The organism is Pseudomonas sp. R11-23-07, from assembly GCF_003852295.1.
Lineage (GTDB): Bacteria > Pseudomonadota > Gammaproteobacteria > Pseudomonadales > Pseudomonadaceae > Aquipseudomonas.
This window is the reverse complement of the sequence record NZ_CP027761.1, coordinates 1,593,980-1,610,455: the sequence shown is the minus strand read 5'-3', so window position 1 is coordinate 1,610,455 and position 16,476 is coordinate 1,593,980. Positions and strand designations below refer to the sequence as shown.

The 16,476-nt window shown below is 57.8% G+C and carries 16 protein-coding genes; 10 read left to right on the top strand and 6 right to left on the bottom strand.

Features of this window, described 5'->3' with window-relative positions; genetic code table 11:
• The first annotated feature begins 10 nt into the window (after nt 1-10).
• From C4J84_RS07265 to C4J84_RS07250, 4 genes are all read left to right on the top strand, one after another.
• Nucleotides 11-625 carry an NAD(P)-dependent oxidoreductase gene (locus C4J84_RS07265; protein WP_124370003.1) on the top strand — a complete coding sequence of 205 codons (615 nt, stop codon included), beginning with the start codon at nt 11-13 and terminating at the stop codon, nt 623-625.
• A gap of 241 nt (nt 626-866) precedes the next feature.
• Nucleotides 867-2,273 carry a saccharopine dehydrogenase C-terminal domain-containing protein gene (locus tag C4J84_RS07260; RefSeq protein WP_124370002.1) on the top strand — a complete coding sequence of 469 codons (1,407 nt, stop codon included), beginning with the start codon at nt 867-869 and terminating at the stop codon, nt 2,271-2,273.
• Nucleotides 2,274-2,364: 91 nt separating this feature from the next.
• A complete protein-coding gene (locus C4J84_RS07255) occupies nt 2,365-3,552 on the top strand; it encodes a cyanate transporter (RefSeq protein ID WP_124435115.1) in 1,188 nt (395 codons plus the stop codon).
• A 138-nt stretch (nt 3,553-3,690) separates the two neighbouring features.
• The gene (locus tag C4J84_RS07250; protein ID WP_124370000.1) at nt 3,691-4,632 is read left to right on the top strand and encodes a LysR family transcriptional regulator; all 942 of its coding nucleotides are present in this window, start codon (nt 3,691-3,693) and stop codon (nt 4,630-4,632) included.
• An 81-nt stretch (nt 4,633-4,713) separates the two neighbouring features.
• Here C4J84_RS07250 and C4J84_RS07245 read toward each other — a convergent pair whose 3' ends face one another.
• Together C4J84_RS07245 and C4J84_RS26235 are read right to left on the bottom strand one after the other, a co-directional pair.
• Nucleotides 4,714-5,637 (bottom strand): LysR substrate-binding domain-containing protein, encoded by a 924-nt coding sequence (locus tag C4J84_RS07245; RefSeq protein WP_124435114.1) that lies wholly within the window; start codon nt 5,635-5,637, stop codon nt 4,714-4,716.
• A 110-nt stretch (nt 5,638-5,747) separates the two neighbouring features.
• Nucleotides 5,748-5,894 carry a hypothetical protein gene (locus tag C4J84_RS26235; protein ID WP_164487766.1) on the bottom strand — a complete coding sequence of 49 codons (147 nt, stop codon included), beginning with the start codon at nt 5,892-5,894 and terminating at the stop codon, nt 5,748-5,750.
• A 197-nt stretch (nt 5,895-6,091) separates the two neighbouring features.
• Here C4J84_RS26235 and C4J84_RS07240 point away from each other — a divergent pair, with 197 nt between their 5' ends.
• Together C4J84_RS07240 and C4J84_RS07235 are read left to right on the top strand one after the other, a co-directional pair.
• Entirely contained in the window at nt 6,092-7,399 is a 1,308-nt protein-coding gene (locus C4J84_RS07240; RefSeq protein WP_124369999.1) for an MFS transporter, read from the top strand.
• Complete coding sequence (locus tag C4J84_RS07235) at nt 7,396-8,154, top strand: substrate-binding domain-containing protein (RefSeq protein ID WP_124366227.1); 759 nt, start codon at nt 7,396-7,398, stop codon at nt 8,152-8,154. Before C4J84_RS07240 ends, C4J84_RS07235 begins: the two co-directional genes overlap by 4 nt.
• Here C4J84_RS07235 and C4J84_RS07230 read toward each other — a convergent pair.
• Nucleotides 8,146-9,048 carry a LysR family transcriptional regulator gene (locus C4J84_RS07230; protein WP_124369998.1) on the bottom strand — a complete coding sequence of 301 codons (903 nt, stop codon included), beginning with the start codon at nt 9,046-9,048 and terminating at the stop codon, nt 8,146-8,148. The two genes, C4J84_RS07235 and C4J84_RS07230, sit on opposite strands and share 9 nt — an antisense overlap.
• Before the next feature lie 333 nt (nt 9,049-9,381).
• Here C4J84_RS07230 and C4J84_RS07225 point away from each other — a divergent pair, with 333 nt between their 5' ends.
• The 3 genes from C4J84_RS07225 to C4J84_RS07215 all read left to right on the top strand — a co-directional run bounded on the left by C4J84_RS07225 (nt 9,382) and on the right by C4J84_RS07215 (nt 11,423).
• On the top strand, nt 9,382-9,663 hold the full coding sequence (locus C4J84_RS07225; RefSeq protein WP_177412773.1) for a type II toxin-antitoxin system ParD family antitoxin: 282 nt from the start codon (nt 9,382-9,384) through the stop codon (nt 9,661-9,663).
• On the top strand, nt 9,660-9,977 hold the full coding sequence (locus tag C4J84_RS07220; protein WP_124369997.1) for a type II toxin-antitoxin system RelE/ParE family toxin: 318 nt from the start codon (nt 9,660-9,662) through the stop codon (nt 9,975-9,977). The genes C4J84_RS07225 and C4J84_RS07220 overlap by 4 nt, the downstream gene beginning before the upstream one ends.
• Before the next feature lie 219 nt (nt 9,978-10,196).
• The gene (locus tag C4J84_RS07215) at nt 10,197-11,423 is read left to right on the top strand and encodes an MFS transporter (RefSeq protein WP_124366224.1); all 1,227 of its coding nucleotides are present in this window, start codon (nt 10,197-10,199) and stop codon (nt 11,421-11,423) included.
• 423 nt (nt 11,424-11,846) lie between these two features.
• Here the strand turns inward: C4J84_RS07215 and C4J84_RS07205 are convergent, their stop codons facing one another.
• Nucleotides 11,847-12,260 carry a DUF86 domain-containing protein gene (locus C4J84_RS07205; protein WP_256681396.1) on the bottom strand — a complete coding sequence of 138 codons (414 nt, stop codon included), beginning with the start codon at nt 12,258-12,260 and terminating at the stop codon, nt 11,847-11,849.
• A gap of 1,359 nt (nt 12,261-13,619) precedes the next feature.
• Nucleotides 13,620-13,796: a hypothetical protein gene (locus C4J84_RS26230; protein WP_164487518.1), complete on the bottom strand. Its 177-nt coding sequence runs from the start codon at nt 13,794-13,796 to the stop codon at nt 13,620-13,622.
• A gap of 240 nt (nt 13,797-14,036) precedes the next feature.
• On the opposite strand from C4J84_RS26230, the gene C4J84_RS07200 reads away from it, so the two are divergent.
• Nucleotides 14,037-15,521 carry a site-specific integrase gene (locus C4J84_RS07200; protein ID WP_124435112.1) on the top strand — a complete coding sequence of 495 codons (1,485 nt, stop codon included), beginning with the start codon at nt 14,037-14,039 and terminating at the stop codon, nt 15,519-15,521.
• Between the two features lie 19 nt (nt 15,522-15,540).
• On the opposite strand, the gene C4J84_RS07195 is transcribed toward C4J84_RS07200, so the two are convergent.
• Nucleotides 15,541-16,263, bottom strand: a complete 723-nt coding sequence (locus tag C4J84_RS07195; protein ID WP_124435111.1) for a hypothetical protein — start codon at nt 16,261-16,263, stop codon at nt 15,541-15,543.
• Between the last annotated feature and the right edge of the window lie 213 nt (nt 16,264-16,476).

The window sequence follows — 16,476 nt, the reverse complement described above, 5'->3', positions numbered from 1 at the left end:
GGAGAACGTCATGAGCAAGATCGCAATCATTGGTGCCACCGGCCGTGCCGGTAGCCAACTGCTGGAAGAAGCGCTGCGCCGTGGGCATACCGTCACCGCCATCGCGCGCAATACCGACAAACTGGCCGCACGCCCAGGCGTCACGGCCAAACGCGTCGATGCCCTGGACGCCGATGCCCTGCAACAGGCCGTGAGCGGCAGCGATGTGGTGATCAGTGCGGCGCACTTCGCCACCTTGCCTGCCAGCGCCGTGATCGGCCCGGTCAAGAAGGCCGGGGTCAAACGCCTGTTGGTGGTAGGTGGCGCCGGTTCGCTGCTGCTGCCGGACGGCAGCCGGGTGATCGACAGCCCGGGCTTCCCGGCTGAATACAAAACTGAAGCCAGTGCGGGGGCCGAGTTCCTGGAAACGCTGCGCCAGGAAAAGGAGCTGGATTGGACCTTCCTGTCGCCGTCGGCCCTGTTCGATGGAACCGAGCGCACCGGTAAATTCCGCCTGGGCCAGGATGATCTGCTGGTCAACACTGATGGGACAAGCTCGATCAGTTTTGCCGACTACGCCATTGCCATGCTCGATGAAGTGGAAACCCCCAAACACTCGCGCAAACGCTTCACCGTTGGCTACTGACACCCGCCAATTAAGCGAAAGTAGTCCATTGTAAGAGCGAGGCGCCCGCCTCGCTCTTACAATGGCATTAGGGCAAGCCACCTCCCGCATGTGTGCAGCCAATCCATCAGCGGCTGTGGATGCAGGAGACTATTTTGAGCTGTGGATCACTTCAACTACCCTGTTAATTCTGCCAGTAGACGCCTGGGTACAACGCCGTAATATTCAAGCCATGCACCGTGTTGATGCACAAGGAGGCTGCATGGCTAAGTTATCGATATTTTCCGGCAATCTCGTGGTGATTGGCTTTGGCTCGATCGCCAAAGCCACGTTGCCGCTGTTGCTACAACAAGAAACGCTGATCCTGCGAACCATCACTGTGATTGCGCCCGTGCTTGAGCAAACTTCATGGTTTGAAGCCAACAACATCATCTTTATCCAAGCGCACCTGGACGAAGACAACTACGAAGCCCTGCTTGACCGATATGTCGACCGCGGCGACTTCCTGCTCAATTTATCCGTGGACGTCAGCTCCATCGCCCTGATGACTTACGCCGCCCATGCAGGCGCGCTGTACCTCGACACCTGTATCGAACCCTGGGCTGGCGGTTATATCGACCCGGCACTGTCCAGCGCCCAACGCACCAACTACGCCTTGCGCCAGCAAATGCTCACGCTGCGCAACAAGCTCGGCAAGGGGCCTACGGCGGTGGTCGCCCATGGCGCCAACCCGGGCTTGATTTCACACTTGCTCAAGGCCGGCCTGATGCGGTTGGCTGACGAGTTGAAGCACCCGGCGCCCCTCGCTGACGGCCAAGTGCAATGGGCGCGCCTGGCGATGCAGATGGGGGTCAAGGTGGTGCATATCGCCGAGCACGATACGCAACGCTCCACCCAGCCCAGACAAGCCGGAGAGTTCATCAATACCTGGTCGGTCGACGGTTTTATCAGCGAGGCCGGGCAGCCAGCAGAGTTGGCGTGGGGCACCCATGAACGACACTGGCGCAAAGACGCACGACGCCATCGTACCGGGGCGAAAAACGCGATCTATCTGGATCACCCCAGCGCCACCGTGCCCGTCAGAACCTGGACACCCGTGGCGGGCAGCTGCCTGGGCCTGCTGATTACCCACCATGAAACCTGCTCATTGGCCGATTACCTGACGCTACGCGAACACGACGAGGTGATTTATCGCCCCACGCTGCACTATGCCTACCGCTGCTGCGACGACGCACTGTTGTCGATCAACGAGTTGATCGGTAACGACTGGGCGCCTCCGCGCAGCAAACGGGTGATGGGGAGTGAAGTTGCCGACGGCGGGATCGATGCGCTCGGGGTATTGCTCATGGGACATGCCTTGAATGCCTATTGGTTTGGCTCGATGCTGTCGGTTGACCAGGCGCGGGTTCTAGTGCCGTTCAATACGGCCACCAGCCTGCAGGTCGCCGCAGGGGTGTTCGCAGGAATGGTCTGGGCGGTGCGCAATCCTGACCGGGGTATCGTCGAGGCCGAGGATATGGACCATACGCCTATCCTCGACACGGCCGCCCCCTACCTCGGGCGTGTGGTTGCGCAGCGAACCGACTGGCGGCCGACCCATACGAGCGCACAGGACAAACGCGACGACATTCAATACCCGTGGCAATTTGCGCAATTCGCTGGGGCATAAAGCATTTTTTCAATAGCCCCAACGACTTTCTCATTTGCCTGCCCTCGCCCACCCGTGGCCTGATTCGCCCTGGTTCATTCAAGGCAGGCCCATGGAAAACGTTCAGGCAAAACCCACCACCGCCGTGTGGCTGATGATCAGTGTGGTGCTGGTCGCCCTCAACCTGCGCCCGTCGATGGCGGCCGTGGGGCCTTTGTTGTCGTCGATTCGCGCTGAGGTGCCGCTGAATTTCAGCAGCGCGGCCTTGCTGACCATGTTGCCGGTGATGGGCATGGGCCTGGCGATGTTCTTTGGCATGGGCCTGGCCAGGCGCTTTGGCGAACACCGCAGCATCGTGGTGTCGCTGCTGGTGATCGGCGTGGCGACAGTGTCGCGGCTGTGGCTGGATTCAGCGCTGGAGCTGATTGTCAGCGCCATTGCCGCAGGCATCGGGATCGCGCTGATCCAGGCATTGATGCCGGCGCTGATCAAGTCGCGCTTCAACGCTGACGTTTCGTTGTTCATGGGCCTATATGTCACCGCGATCATGGGCGGCGCGGCACTGGCCGCCTCGTTTGCGCCCTTTGTGCAAGTGCACACCGGCAGTTGGCGCATGGGCCTGGCGATATGGGCGGGGCTGGCGCTGCTGGGGCTGGTGTTCTGGTACGCCCAGCGCTCGGCGTTGCCGCCCTTGCCGCAGGTCGACAGCGGCCCGCAGGCGTGGTTTTTCGGCAATCGCCGGGCCTGGCTGCTGGCGCTGTTTTTCGGCCTTGGCACGGCGTGCTACACCTGTGTGCTGGCGTGGCTGGCGCCGTATTACGTCGAGCAAGGCTGGAGCGAACAGCAGGCCGGTTTGCTGCTGGGTTTGCTGACCGCCATGGAGGTCGTCTCCGGCCTGGCGACTCCCGCCATCACCAATCGCCGCCGGGATAAACGCGGCGTGGTCGCGGTCTTGCTGGTGCTGATCATCATCGGCTTCTGCGGCCTGATCCTCAGCCCGCAGCACCTGAGCCTGGTGTGGCCGTGCCTGCTCGGCCTGGGGATCGGCGGCCTGTTTCCGATGAGCCTGATCCTGTCCCTCGACCACCTCGACAACCCGCGCCGTGCCGGTGGCCTGACCGCGTTCGTGCAGGGCATCGGCTACCTGATCGCCGGCCTCTCGCCGCTGATCGCCGGGATGATCCGTGACCAATTGGGCAGCTTCGAATGGGCCTGGTGGTCATTGGCGGCCGTGGTGGTGGTGATGCTGCTGATGGTCACTCGCTTCAATCCCGCACATTACGCGCGGCATATCCGCTGAGGTCGTGTTGTAAACACTTTTTGTCTCACTCAAAACATAGAAGAGTCCTACAGAGCTTTCTATTGGCACGAGCGTTCCGTTAACATTTTAAGCAGTCTTGTACTGAGTTCGGTACAAAGGGTTTTACGGACGGAACCGATGCTAAACAGTAACTTGCTCAGAAAGCTCGATATGCAGGACTTGATGGTGTTTATCGCTGTCTACGACCAGAGCAGCGTTACCGACGTGTCCGAAACGCTGTTCGTCAGCCAATCCACCGTGAGCTACAGCCTGAAGAAACTGCGCACCAGTTTCGAAGACGAGCTGTTTATCAACACCCGCGCGGGCATGCGTCCGACGTACAAGGCCACCACGATGTACGGCCATGTGCAGAAAATCCTCGAAAGCATCAACCTGTGTCACGCCGGTGGCCAGGCCTTCGACCCGACCCGCGAGGCCGTGACCTTCAATGTGTGCGCCCCGGAATACTTCGAACAGCTGATCCTGCCGCGCCTGCTGAAAAACTTCGACCGCGCCGACCTGCCGGTGATCGTCAACGTGCGCAAGCTGGAAGCCGAGATTCCCGCCGACGACTTGCGCGAAGGCCGCCTCGACGTGGTGATCTGCTTCGGCCCGAATTTTCACCGTGCCCATAAAGACTTCAAGACCCAAATGCTGCTCGAAGATGACCTGGTATGCGTCTTCGATAAACGCGCGGCGCCCCGGGAACCGGCATTCGGCCTGCAGGCCTTCGTCGAGCGGCGCCACGTGTTTCCCACGCCCTGGACGTCCGACACCAACATGATCGACGGCTGGCTGGCGCGCCAGGCCCACAAACGCCAGGTGATCGCGCGGGCCAACAGCTACAGCGCGGCGTTGAAGATGATCAGCGGCACCGACTTCATCGTGACCCTGCCCCGCCGCGTGCAAAAGCTGCTGGCGTCGACTGCGGCGTACGGGTTTTGCGAAGCGCCGAATGGTCTGCCGGGCTTCACCCTGGATATGCAGTGGAATGAAACCAGCGAACAGGACAACGCCAATACCTGGTTTCGCGAGCAAGTGGTGAAGGTGTGTGAGGAGCAGCTGCAAGCGGCAAGTTAAAGCGGCAAGCGATGCCGGGGTGGCTGTCAGCTTGGCGCTTGCAGCTTGTCACTCCCTGCGGCTTCTTTGCGAAACGGTGAATCAGACTTGGACGCCGAGCCCTCGATCACTCATGAACGCCTCCAGCCGCGAGCGCATCCAGCGTTCTGCCGGGTCGGTGTCGACGTGGCTGAGCCAGACCATCGACAAGTCCAGGGTCGGCGTTTCAAATGGAAACGCCTCGCAGAACAGGTTCCCGCCGGCGGCCATGGCCTGGGCCGTGTAGTCCGGCAGGCTGGCGATCATATCGGTGTCAGCGAGCAGCGCCGGTAGCGAGCTGTATTGCGGCACCGACAGTACCACGTGCCGCTTGCGGCCGATCTCCGCCAGCCATTCATCGGCAAACCCGGCCACATTGGCGGTGTGGGACACCAGCACATGGGGCCGTGCGCAATATTCGTCGAGGGTCAGCGGTGTGTCGGACGCATCGGCGCGCAACAGGCAAGGCCGGATATGCCGCAACAGTTTACGCTTGGCATTCGCCGGCAGGCCGCGGGTCTGGGTGATGCCGACGGTGATATCGCCGGAGGCCAGCAGGTCGGGAATGCGCCAGTAATCCACATGCTGTACCACGAACACCACCTGCGGCGCCTCCTGACGCAGAGCCCGCAGCAACGGCGGCAGCAGGCCGAATTCAACGTCATCGGACAGGCCGATACGAAAGGTCATGGTGCTGATGGACGGGTCGAAATCATGGGTCAGGCTCAGGGCCGACGACAGCGAATCCAAGGCCGGCGACAAGTGCTGGATGATTTCCTCGGCGCGTGCGGTGGGCTCCATGCGGTGGCCGACGCGAATGAACAACGGGTCATTGAACAAAGTGCGCAGACGATTGAGGGCCGAGCTGATGGTCGGCTGGCCGAGAAACAGCTTCTCCGCCACCCGGGTCACGTTGCGCTCGAGCATCAGCGCTTCGAAGACCACCATCAGGTTGATATCGGCCTTGCGTAATTCATTGCGATTCATCGGCGCCTGCCCCTTCCCCAAGACAAGCCGCAGTTTAGAAAGGCAATGGGGCGGCGTCTATGTCGGTCGACGCATCGGGTTTCCACAGTTGGCTCGCGTCGTCCCTGACATCAAGGTTTCAAAGGGAATTCCTGATCCCGCTCTGAAAGCTCAGTCCCATCGTCGGGATGCTTCCAGGTTTGCGGTTTTTCTTCCTCAGGTCGTTGCCGAGGCTGTTCTCGCTCCGGCTCATTGTGCTGTTTGTGTTCGTCATCCATAGCCACCTCCCATTCGTAAGCATTGAACCCAGCTTCAAGCGTAGAACAGGACCGACAATTCCGACGGCTCTTTCGATTGATAGCCAAGACGCATCAATCTATCCAAATTTGTCACTTATCATTTCTAAATGTGTCAGCCACTATCCCAAGTCTTAAGCGAAACAAGCACTTTAAAAAGAACGCTGGAGACACAAACCATGACTAGCCCTTCCCGGCCTGCGGCTGCTTCCTCGAAAGTAGGCGCCGTACTGCGCGTTACATCGGGCAACTTTCTCGAACAGTTCGATTTCTTTCTGTTCGGCTTCTACGCCACCTACATCGCCGCTGCCTTCTTCCCCGCCGCCAATGAATTTGCATCATTAATGATGACCTTCGCCGTGTTCGGTGCGGGCTTCCTGATGCGGCCGTTGGGCGCGATCATCCTGGGTGCCTATATCGATGACGTGGGTCGGCGCAAAGGCTTGATCGTGACCCTGTCGATCATGGCCAGCGGCACGCTGTTGATCGTGCTTGTGCCCGGTTATCAAACCATTGGCCTGTGGGCACCGTTGCTGGTGCTGCTGGGGCGTTTGCTGCAGGGCTTCTCGGCCGGTGCGGAATTGGGCGGTGTATCGGTGTACCTGTCCGAGATGGCCACCCCGGGCCGCAAGGGCTTCTATACCAGCTGGCAGTCGGGCAGCCAGCAGATCTCGATTGTGGTTGCGGCCGCACTGGGCTATGGCTTGAACGTATGGATGGAGCCGGCCGTCGTCGCCGACTGGGGCTGGCGCATTCCGTTCGCCGTCGGTTGCGTGATCATTCCGTTTATCTTCGTGCTGCGGCGCAACCTGCAGGAAACCGAAGAGTTCGCCAACCGCAAGCACCGCCCGACCATGCGTGAAGTGATGGCCACCCTGGTGAAAAACTGGACCGTGGTGATTGGCGGCATGCTGATGGTGGCCATGACCACCACCGCGTTCTACCTGATCACCGTGTACGCACCGACCTTCGGCAAGACCGTGCTGCAACTGAGCACCTCCGACGCGCTGCTGGTGACGTTGCTGGTAGCGGTGTCGAACTTTGTCTGGCTGCCGATCGGCGGCACCCTGAGCGACCGCTTCGGCCGCAAGCCGGTGCTGGTGGCCATGACGGTGCTGACCGTTCTTACGGCTTATCCTGCGTTGTCCTACGTAGTCAACGCGCCAAGCTTTGCGCATATGTTGGAGACCCTGTTGTGGTTCTCCTTCCTCTACGGCATGTACAACGGCGCGATGATCCCGGCGCTGACTGAAATCATGCCGGTAGAAGTGCGCGTCGCAGGCTTCTCCCTGGCCTACAGCCTGGCAACTGCGGTGTTCGGTGGCTTCACGCCCGCGATCTCCACCTGGTTCATTCACATCACCGGAGATAAAGCGTCGCCGGCTTACTGGATGATATTCGCTGCGCTGTGTGCCCTGTGTTCTACCCTGGCGCTGTATCGCCGCGCCAATGCCCGTGGCCAGGTCATGCAGGGGGCCGCACAATGAAGCCGCTGTTCAAAACCCTCACGGCCTTGGTCCTCGGCGCCCTGGCGCTGTCAGCCCAGGCTGAGGAACTCAAGGTGATGACCTCCGGTGGCTTCACTGCCGCGTATAAATTGCTCGGCCCGCAATATGCCAAGCACAGCGGCGACACCCTCGACACTATCCTCGGCCCGTCCATGGGCAAGGCGCCGGAAGCGATTCCCAACCGCCTGGCCCGTGGCGAACACGCCGATGTGGTGATCATGGTCGGCTACGCCCTGGATGAGCTGATCAAACAAGGCAAGGTCGACCCCGCCTCCCGCGTGGAACTGGCGGATTCGCGGATTGGCTTGGTGGTCAAGGAAGGCGCGGTCAAACCATCGATCGGCACCGATGCCGAACTCAAGGCCGTGTTGAGCAAGGCCAAGTCAGTGGCGTATTCGGACAGCGCCAGCGGTGTGTATGTCGAGAAAGAGCTGTTCAAAAAGCTCGGCATGCCCGCCAAGGGCACTATGATCGAACGGGTGCCGGTGGGCGAACAGGTGGCCAAGGGTGACTACGAAGTAGGCTTGCAGCAGGTGGCGGAATTGTTGCCGGTCAAGGGCGTGACGTTTGTAGGTAAGATCCCGGAAGACGTGCAGTCCGTTACGCGTTTTGCAGCGGGCATTCCGGTAAACGCCGAACATCCGCAAGAGGCCAAGGCGCTGCTGCAGTTCATGGCGTCGCCCGAAGCCCAACCGGTGGTGCAGTCCACCGGACTGGACTCGGTGTCACGCTGACCGAAACGGCATCTCCCGCACCAGCCGCTCCAACTCCAGCGCCGCCGGCGGCAATGTCCGCCCGCGGCGCTTGATCAAGCCCACATTGCGCATCACCTGCGGTTCCACCAGCGGCACACTCACCAGGATCGGGTGTTCGCACGCCGGCATCGCAATCGACGGCACCATCGCCACGCCCAATCCCGCCTCCACCAACCCGATCATGGTAGTCACGTGGTGGGTCTCGCAGATACTCGGCTTTTTCACACGCACGCCGCGCAGGGCCTGGTCCAGCAGGAAGCGGTTGCCCGAGGTTTTGTCCACCGTGATGTAGTCATGCTCATAGGCTTCGATCCACGTCACGCTCTCACGCGCGGCCAACGGATGGTCACGACGACAGGCCAGCACATAGCGCTCCTGCAGCAACAACTCGAACTCCACTTCATCGGCCAGGCTGCCGCTGAAACTCACGCCAAAATCCGCCTCGCCACTTTCCACCGCATTGCACACTTCACCGGCACTGGCATCCAGCACCCGCAGGCGAATTTTCGGATACAGCTTGTGGAATTCGGAGATGACGTGCGGCATGAAGTAATACGCGGTGGACGGCACGCAGGCGATGGTGACGTTGCCCATGCGCGTGGACGCGACGTTACTGATGCCCATCAAGGCGATGTCGAGATCGTCGAGCATGCGTTCGACCTGGGGCAGGAACGCCCGCCCGACCATGGTCAGGCTGACCCGCCGCGTGGTGCGCTCAAACAGTTTGACGTCGAGCGCGGATTCCAGCTTTTCGATACGCCGGCTGAGGGCCGGCTGGGAGATTCGGATGGCCTCGGCAGCGCCGCGAAAACTGCCCTTGTCTACCACGGCGCGGAAGGCTTGGAGGTCATTGAGGTCGAAGTTGATGATCACGGGAGGCAGGCCAAAGTGGTCGGGGTGGCGGGCATTATCGTATGGGAGCCGGTGGGATGCCATGCGTGCTGGGGGGAGCTGGCCGAGATAGCTCTGTTACACATATGAAGTCATACATATCAGCAGCTTATCAGCGTCCCCAGACCACGCAATCGCCAAAACGGGTCAATACTTGCGGCCTGACCTACACAACGGGAGAGGCAACACCGCATGGAAACCTATCACTTCTGGATGGACGACGAGACGCCGGATATCGGCATCGATCAGCTGCTTCTTGCATCGCGTCAATGGTCGAGTAGGATTGAATCCTACTCACCTCTGGCGGACATCCAAATGCGCTCAACCCAGCAAATGAGCATCACGTTGCCCCTTGAAATGGCTGCCCTGGTCAAGGCCAAGGTGGCTGCCGGCGAATATGCCAGCGAAAGTGAAGTGATTCGCGACGGACTGCGCGTGCTGCTGGCACGTGACCGCGCCATGGACGACTGGCTGAGGGTTGAAGTCATTCCGGCAGCGACCGCCCTTGAGGCTGAGCCTGAGCTCGGGCTATCCGCTGAACAGGTCCGCGAACACATGGCAGTCAAACGTCAGCGCAAAGGCACAGGGAAAGCGTGAGCTACTCGGTAGTCTTTTCGCCTGAAGCCCTGGCGCAACTCGATGCCCTCGAAGACTACATCAGCGATGTCGGCTCCCCGCCTGTGGCTGCGCGTTTTATCGACAATCTCGTCAGCTACTGTGAAAGCCTCGCCCTGTTCCCCTTGCGTGGCTTGCGTCGTGACGACCTGCTGACAGGCTTGCGCGTCACCCATTATCGTCGCACCACCCTCATTGCTTTCAGGGTGAGGGCTGGCTGCGAAACGGTATCGATAGTGGGGATATTTTACGGCGGGCAAGACTACACGGCGTTGTTGCAGGGAGATGAGAGTTAACGTCCAACACTGGATAAAACAGCCTGCTGAAAACGGGTCAGCAGGCTCTTAGTATTTCTTCTCGCTGATTGAATAAGTGCACGCCTCGTCACATCGATGGCACTGATGATTACTATCGAAACGAGCGCCTGCCCGATTGCCCACACTGCTTCCTATAATCCCTTCCGAATTCCCTCCCCCGCCTGGCTTCAGGCGACATTCCTGTTGGAACCCAATCCCATGCCAAGCGCGAGCCAGGCCCCTAGCGGGCTTCCCGAACATAACCAACAAAGTGTCAAACAGCAGTGGCTGGCGATTCTCTCGGTCGCCGTGGGCGCTTTCGCCTTGGTGACCAGCGAATTTCTGCCGGTGGGCGTGCTTAACGACGTTGCAAGCGACCTGGGCATCAGCGCCGGTCACGCCGGCCTGATGGTGACCCTGCCCGGTATCATGGCCGCGCTTGCCGCGCCGTTTCTGTCGGTCAGCATCGGCACCATGGACCGCCGCTATCTGCTGATCGGCCTGACGTTGGTGATGATCATCGCCAACTCGGTGGTGGCCTTCGCCAGTGATTTCAACCTGTTGCTGTTCGGTCGTGTACTGCTCGGCATCAGCATTGGCGGCTTCTGGGCCACGGCCATTGCGCTCAGCGGGCGGCTGGCGCCCAAGGGCGTAGGCGTTGCGAAAGCCACCTCGATCATCATGATGGGCGTGACCCTGGCCACCGTATTGGGCGTGCCGGTCGGCACCTGGCTCAGCGGCCTGATGGGCTGGCGCATGACCTTCCTGGTCACCGCACTGGTGGGCATTCCGGTGTTGCTGGCGCAGGTTTTCCTGCTGCCCCGACTTACCCCGGAAAAAGCCATTCAGATCCGCGACCTGCCGGCCTTGTTCATCAACCCACAAGCTCGGGTCGGGTTGATCGCCGTACTGCTGATCGGCTTGGCACACTTTGCCGCGTACACCTATGTCGCGCCGTTTTTCAAAAACAGTTCAGGCTTTGACGGCCCGACAATTGGCTCACTGTTACTGCTGTATGGCGTGGCGGGCGTGATGGGTAACGTCTTCGCTGGCTTCGCCGCCAACCGCAGCGTACGCAACACCCTGCTGCTGGTCGCGCTGATGATCGGCACCAGCACCGCGCTGTTCCCCTACTTCGCCACCGGCATGACCGGCGCCGCGATGCTGATCGCCCTCTGGGGCTTCGCCTTCGGTGCTTTCCCTGCCTGCGCCAGCATCTGGATGTTCGTCGTAGCGCCCAAGGACGTGGAGCGCGGCATGCCACTGTTTGTCGCGCTGTTTCAGGTGATCATTGCCCTGGGCTCGTTCTTTGGTGGGCGGATTGTCGATCAGATGGGTAGCTCGGTGTTGTTGAGCCTGGCGACGGTGTTGGTGGGATGTGGTTTTGCGACGGTATTGGTGCTGGGGCGCAAGGTGAGTAATAGCCTGGTGGCGCAGCCTGCCTGATTGGGTTGAATCCGCGAAAAAGCCTGCTTAGCGTGAGTTCAGCAGGCTTTTTCATTTTGAGCGTGGATGATTATTGAACATGCTTATTGAAAAGCCTGGTAATGAGAATTCCCAGCGCAAGACGGGCGTGCGTAATTCCTTGGACTAGCCTGAGAAGGTCGCTGGTGTGGCGACATACTTTCAGGGAGCTTATATGCCAACAAAATATCGAGATGCCGTCACAGGGGAATATGTAACTGCGGACGAGGCGAAGAAGAGGCCACGGGAAACGGTGCGGGAAACCGATAAAAAGCCGTCAGCAGAATCAAAGGGTAAAAAACCGAAGCTTCAGGCGTCGCACTCTGTAGGCGAGCGGAGCCGATTGCCTTACACGCCCGATCTGGTGACTGAGGTTTAGCTGCCAGCTACGGACGCGGTAACGCATTACGGGGCGTCTTTCGAAGCGGGCGGCTGGCCCGAATCCTTGGTTAAAACATGTGAACTGAATGCCAGAAAATCGCCCAGGTGTTTAGTAATGATGGCAACCGTGATCGGCAACTGAAGCGTCTGATACTCATGTACTGCGATGTTGCGGAAACCGACCATATTTTTCAGGTTGGTCAATAAAGAAGGATTCACCCATCCGCCCTGTGCCAGCAATTCGAACACATCACGAGCGCCCTGGGGAACGCCCAGGCGCTCACGACGAATCAGGTGCTGCCCCATGTCCAGAGCAGCCTCGCAGGCGCGCTGAATATTGAGAATGGCCGCATCCTGACCTACTGTTTGATTCTCCGGATCGCGTAACGGTTCTGCGTTTAAACCACTTGGACAAGGACACTGTCGTTGAAAACGCAATCATCTATGCCCGCCAAATGGTAGGAACGAAGTACTCGAAGAAAGAAGCAGCTGGATCGCTCATACCAAAGCTTCGCTCAGACCTCAAGAATCGGCAGTTTTGCTCTCGCTTGGTTGCGTAGGCGTTCAATCAGGGTGGAGTCCGCCTCGTGGCGAATCCCGCAGATATCCACGAATCTCAGCTCTTGGTTGAGGTTCACAACTGCATTCGCAAGGCATCACCTGAAGAGTGCAAGTTCGCCGAAAAAACCAGCCCATTAAACACGGGGCACATCATGACGGCTTGCTCCTGAAAAACATCGGGAGCACAGCATCAGTCATTAGATTTCGAGTTGGAATGTGGGCTTTATGGCGCGCTTACTAAAGATCGATTACACGAACTAGGTGATCCTCGGGGATCAACTCTTCCAGCGAGACCGGGAACAGGCAGGTCTGACTGCGCGGCTCTCCTTGGATGTAGGCCATAACGAAAATGCTCCGTATCTTTCGATACGGAGCATCTTCTTTGAGTGCCGCGCAGATTGCTAGGTTTTCACAAAGTCTGCTTGGCCGTTTTTTTATAACTCAGTGCTGAATGTTACTTCTGTAAGGTTATAGGTGCACTATAAGGTGAGTATGTATTGAGATCAGATTTAACTACATAGGACTGGGCCTGAACTGTAACCCATTGGTCAGTACTCGAGAGATCTACGTCGATAGCCCATTGCCCGTCGGGGCCTGCCACTCCTTGTCCATACTGCACGCCAGTATTGGCTTGAATAATTCTGACCGATTGATTTGGTTCTGCCGTCCCCCACAGCCGGGGGGTTGGGCCACATCCAAGACCGCCATTTCCATGGATGACTGGTGTTTGTGCCATGTCATGTACTCCTCAATTTTTATTAAGCATTGTTGTAAACGCCGTTAGAATCGCAACGACGCTGCGTTTAATGATGGGAGAAGTTAGAATTCAGGTAACCTGTTATAAGTGACAGTTTTTTATATTTTTTTTGCATGCTTTTTTTACCTTATATTCCAAGGCTATATATAGCCTGTGTCATGCTGTTTTTGATTTTTTAACGCTCGAAACTCAGTAGGGCAGGTCCATGCCGGTGAAAAAGGGGGGTTGATATCTATCCCGAGTCCCCCAGTGCGCGGGCTTAAGCAATCATGCCGACAGAAAGGGTGCCGCTCTCGACGGCAATTACTTTGTGTCGCTCACGTATTTGTAAAAAAGGGGACTTATTTGAATGGCACTCACTTAGCTGCTAACTAGCTGATGTGATTACGAAAAAAGGAAATAAGGCTGGTATTGATCTACGGTGATAGTTGCGAACACACACCCATAGAGCAAGGACCAACCCGAGTGAATCGTAGACGTCAATCGTCAGGCATCAACAGCAGCGCATCCATCAGCACGCCACAAACAGCAATGCTCATGCGTTCTTCAAGCTGCTCGCCAATCCAGAAATGCGGCTGCTGTCGAGTCAACGATGCATCGTGGCGCACCGCTCGTCTAAAAAAATGCCCCGTCCCCTGGTAGCCACGGTCAAGCATGAACGTCCATTGAATGGCGCACATCGTTTGATAGTTGATGCACAATCTAGCGGGCAAAAAAAATCCCGCAGAGCGTCTAACTCGCGGGATTTCTTAGGTATTTATGGCGGAGAGATAGGGACTCACCATACACTACCCTCAACCCCTCTAACCACGGCAATACGCGGCTTACAGCTTCAATAGTAGTACACATGAGTAGTACAATTCGTTGTATACCTCTCATTCTACAGTGGCGTGTCCATGGCTGACAATCTGATCCAGAAGAAGGGCGAATCCACGTGGTACGTCCGCCTTGCCGTTCCCGTTGACGTACAGAGTGCCATGGGTGGGAAGACCGTCCTTATCCAGTCCCTGAAGACCGGTCTCCGATCAGAGGCAATGACCCGACGCCTCTCCGTTCTCGCAGGATGGAAAGCTCAGTTCGAGGCTGCCCGTGACAATCGGAGCAAGCGTGGTGATGGCTGGAAGGAACGTATTGCGGGGGATGCTCACGACTTCAGTCAGATCATCCGCCAGCTCAAGATCGACACAGCCCTTGGCGAATCGAAACCCTCGTTGCTCGACATTGATCCAGCAGACCTAGAAGAGCTTCGGCAAGCCGTTTTCAGCAATACAAAGAGTGGGCAGCGTCGCCAAGCAGAAGCAGAAGCCGTATACGCCATGCAGGGTAAAGATGGTGAACTCGCTGTCCACGACCTCGCCCATAAAATGGCTCTCGAAATGTGGGGCGGACTGATTGCTCACGCTAACGACTTCTCGGCGACAGAAGCAGAAGAGATGCAAGTCATCCTGACTGACCCGAGCGCCCACAAGGTCAAGTCACCGATCACCAAGCAGCGTATCGCCACGTTCCGCCAGTATCGGGAGGCACGCAACGTCGCCACCAAGACGATAGATCAGCAGCAGTCGAAGCTGGGAAAGCTATCCGCGTACCTGGCTAAAGAAGGTAAGCCGCTCGACTTCGATACCGTGTCAGCGTGGCTCGACTCCCTTAAGCTGGCGAGCAAGACCCTCACACAATACTTGCTGGCAGGTAACGTCTTCTGGAAGTGGGCGATGAAGCATGACATTCGTTGGCGAGACGACTTCAAGGACAAGGCTAACCCGTTTGAAAACCATGAACTACCGCAAACCCGTGGTAAGGAACGTGCAGACCGTCAGCGAAAAGACTTTCAGCCGAAAGAAATCTCAGAGCTTCACGCTGCCGCGTTAGCCGCTGAGCACACAACACTTGCTGACTTGATCCTCTTGGGTGCGTATACAGGTGCCCGCATTGAAGAGCTTTGCCAGTTGAGAGTTGAGCACCTGATTGAGCCGGATGGAATAGACAGCTTCGACATTATTGATTCAAAGACCGCAGCGGGCATCCGTGTCGTACCTGTACACCCTGCCCTGTCGAGCATTGTCGAGCGTTTGAAGGAGGATTCGAAGGACGGCTACCTCATACCTTCCAGCAGCAAGAACAAGTACGGAATACGGTCTGACGCACTCTCTAAGGCGTTTGGCAGGCTCAAGGAAGCTCAAGGTTACGGTCCCCAACACGTATTCCATTCGATCCGTAAAACGGTCATCACTCAGCTAGTCAGAGCTGAAGTGCAAGGCACGTTAATCGCTGAACTGGTAGGTCATGAAACTGGAACCGTGACCTTCGATGTTTACTCACAAGGCGCGAGCACGGCACAGAAGCTGGCAGCAATCTCCAAGCTCCCGTCCTTCACAGCCTAAGAACGCCTGTCAACGGACCTCATTCCAAAGGCAACAAGGACATGTCGAAATCCGGGTGAAGTACATATGCCCGACCGTCTGGAGACAAGGAAACGACCCTACCGCCGTAGCTGGCGTAGTACTCATTAACGAGCTTACGTTTCACCAGCACATCAACGGCACCTTCAGTCTGGACCACAGTCAATTTGATCCTTTGGCTGAGGCCTATCACATCGCACTCCTCGTTGGAGTTGTCGTAATACGCGACGGCAGCAAGGACGATACGTTGATGCTCAGTTAGAACTTGTTCCTTGGGAGTCTGTAGCTCAGCAATTTTCGCGATGGCTTCAGCTCGCTCCGATTCAGTATCTTCCAGTTTCTTACGTTTGACTTTCAGCTCCTTCATGGTCGCGTTCAGCGTGGCATCTACGGCGTTTAGCTTCCCGATAGCCTCCCTCGCCTTCGCATATGCCTTTTCCTCTTCGGCCTTTGCAACGCCCACCGCGAGACGCTTTTCCGAGAGCGCCCATACCCCGAACACGATCGCCAGTGTTGAGCCGATCCCCGCAACCCAAAACAACCACAGATGTATCGGTATCGTCTGGCTTAGCCATGCTCCCACCGCCGCGAACATTGAGGTAAAAAACGAAACGTCGAAGTAGCTCTCGACCATCTTTGTCACAGGCACAGCTGCGATAGTTGCGACCGTCCACCCTGCAATTTTCTTCAATCCAGAGCCCTGCTTTACGTTGTCCGTCTGCATGTCTCACCTTTACCTGTACCTGCCCAATGTCGCGGATGTTAACTGAGTCGTTCGTCTGAAAGCCAACCAGAGCAGCGCATCCGGGGAACACAACAATTTGAGCGTCACAAGCGCCCCATATCCCACGTGCCCCCCCGGAGACAAAAACCTCACCTAAGCAAGGGCTACAACTCGGCGGGCACTGTCACTTTTGACGTCTACGGTTCAGGTGTG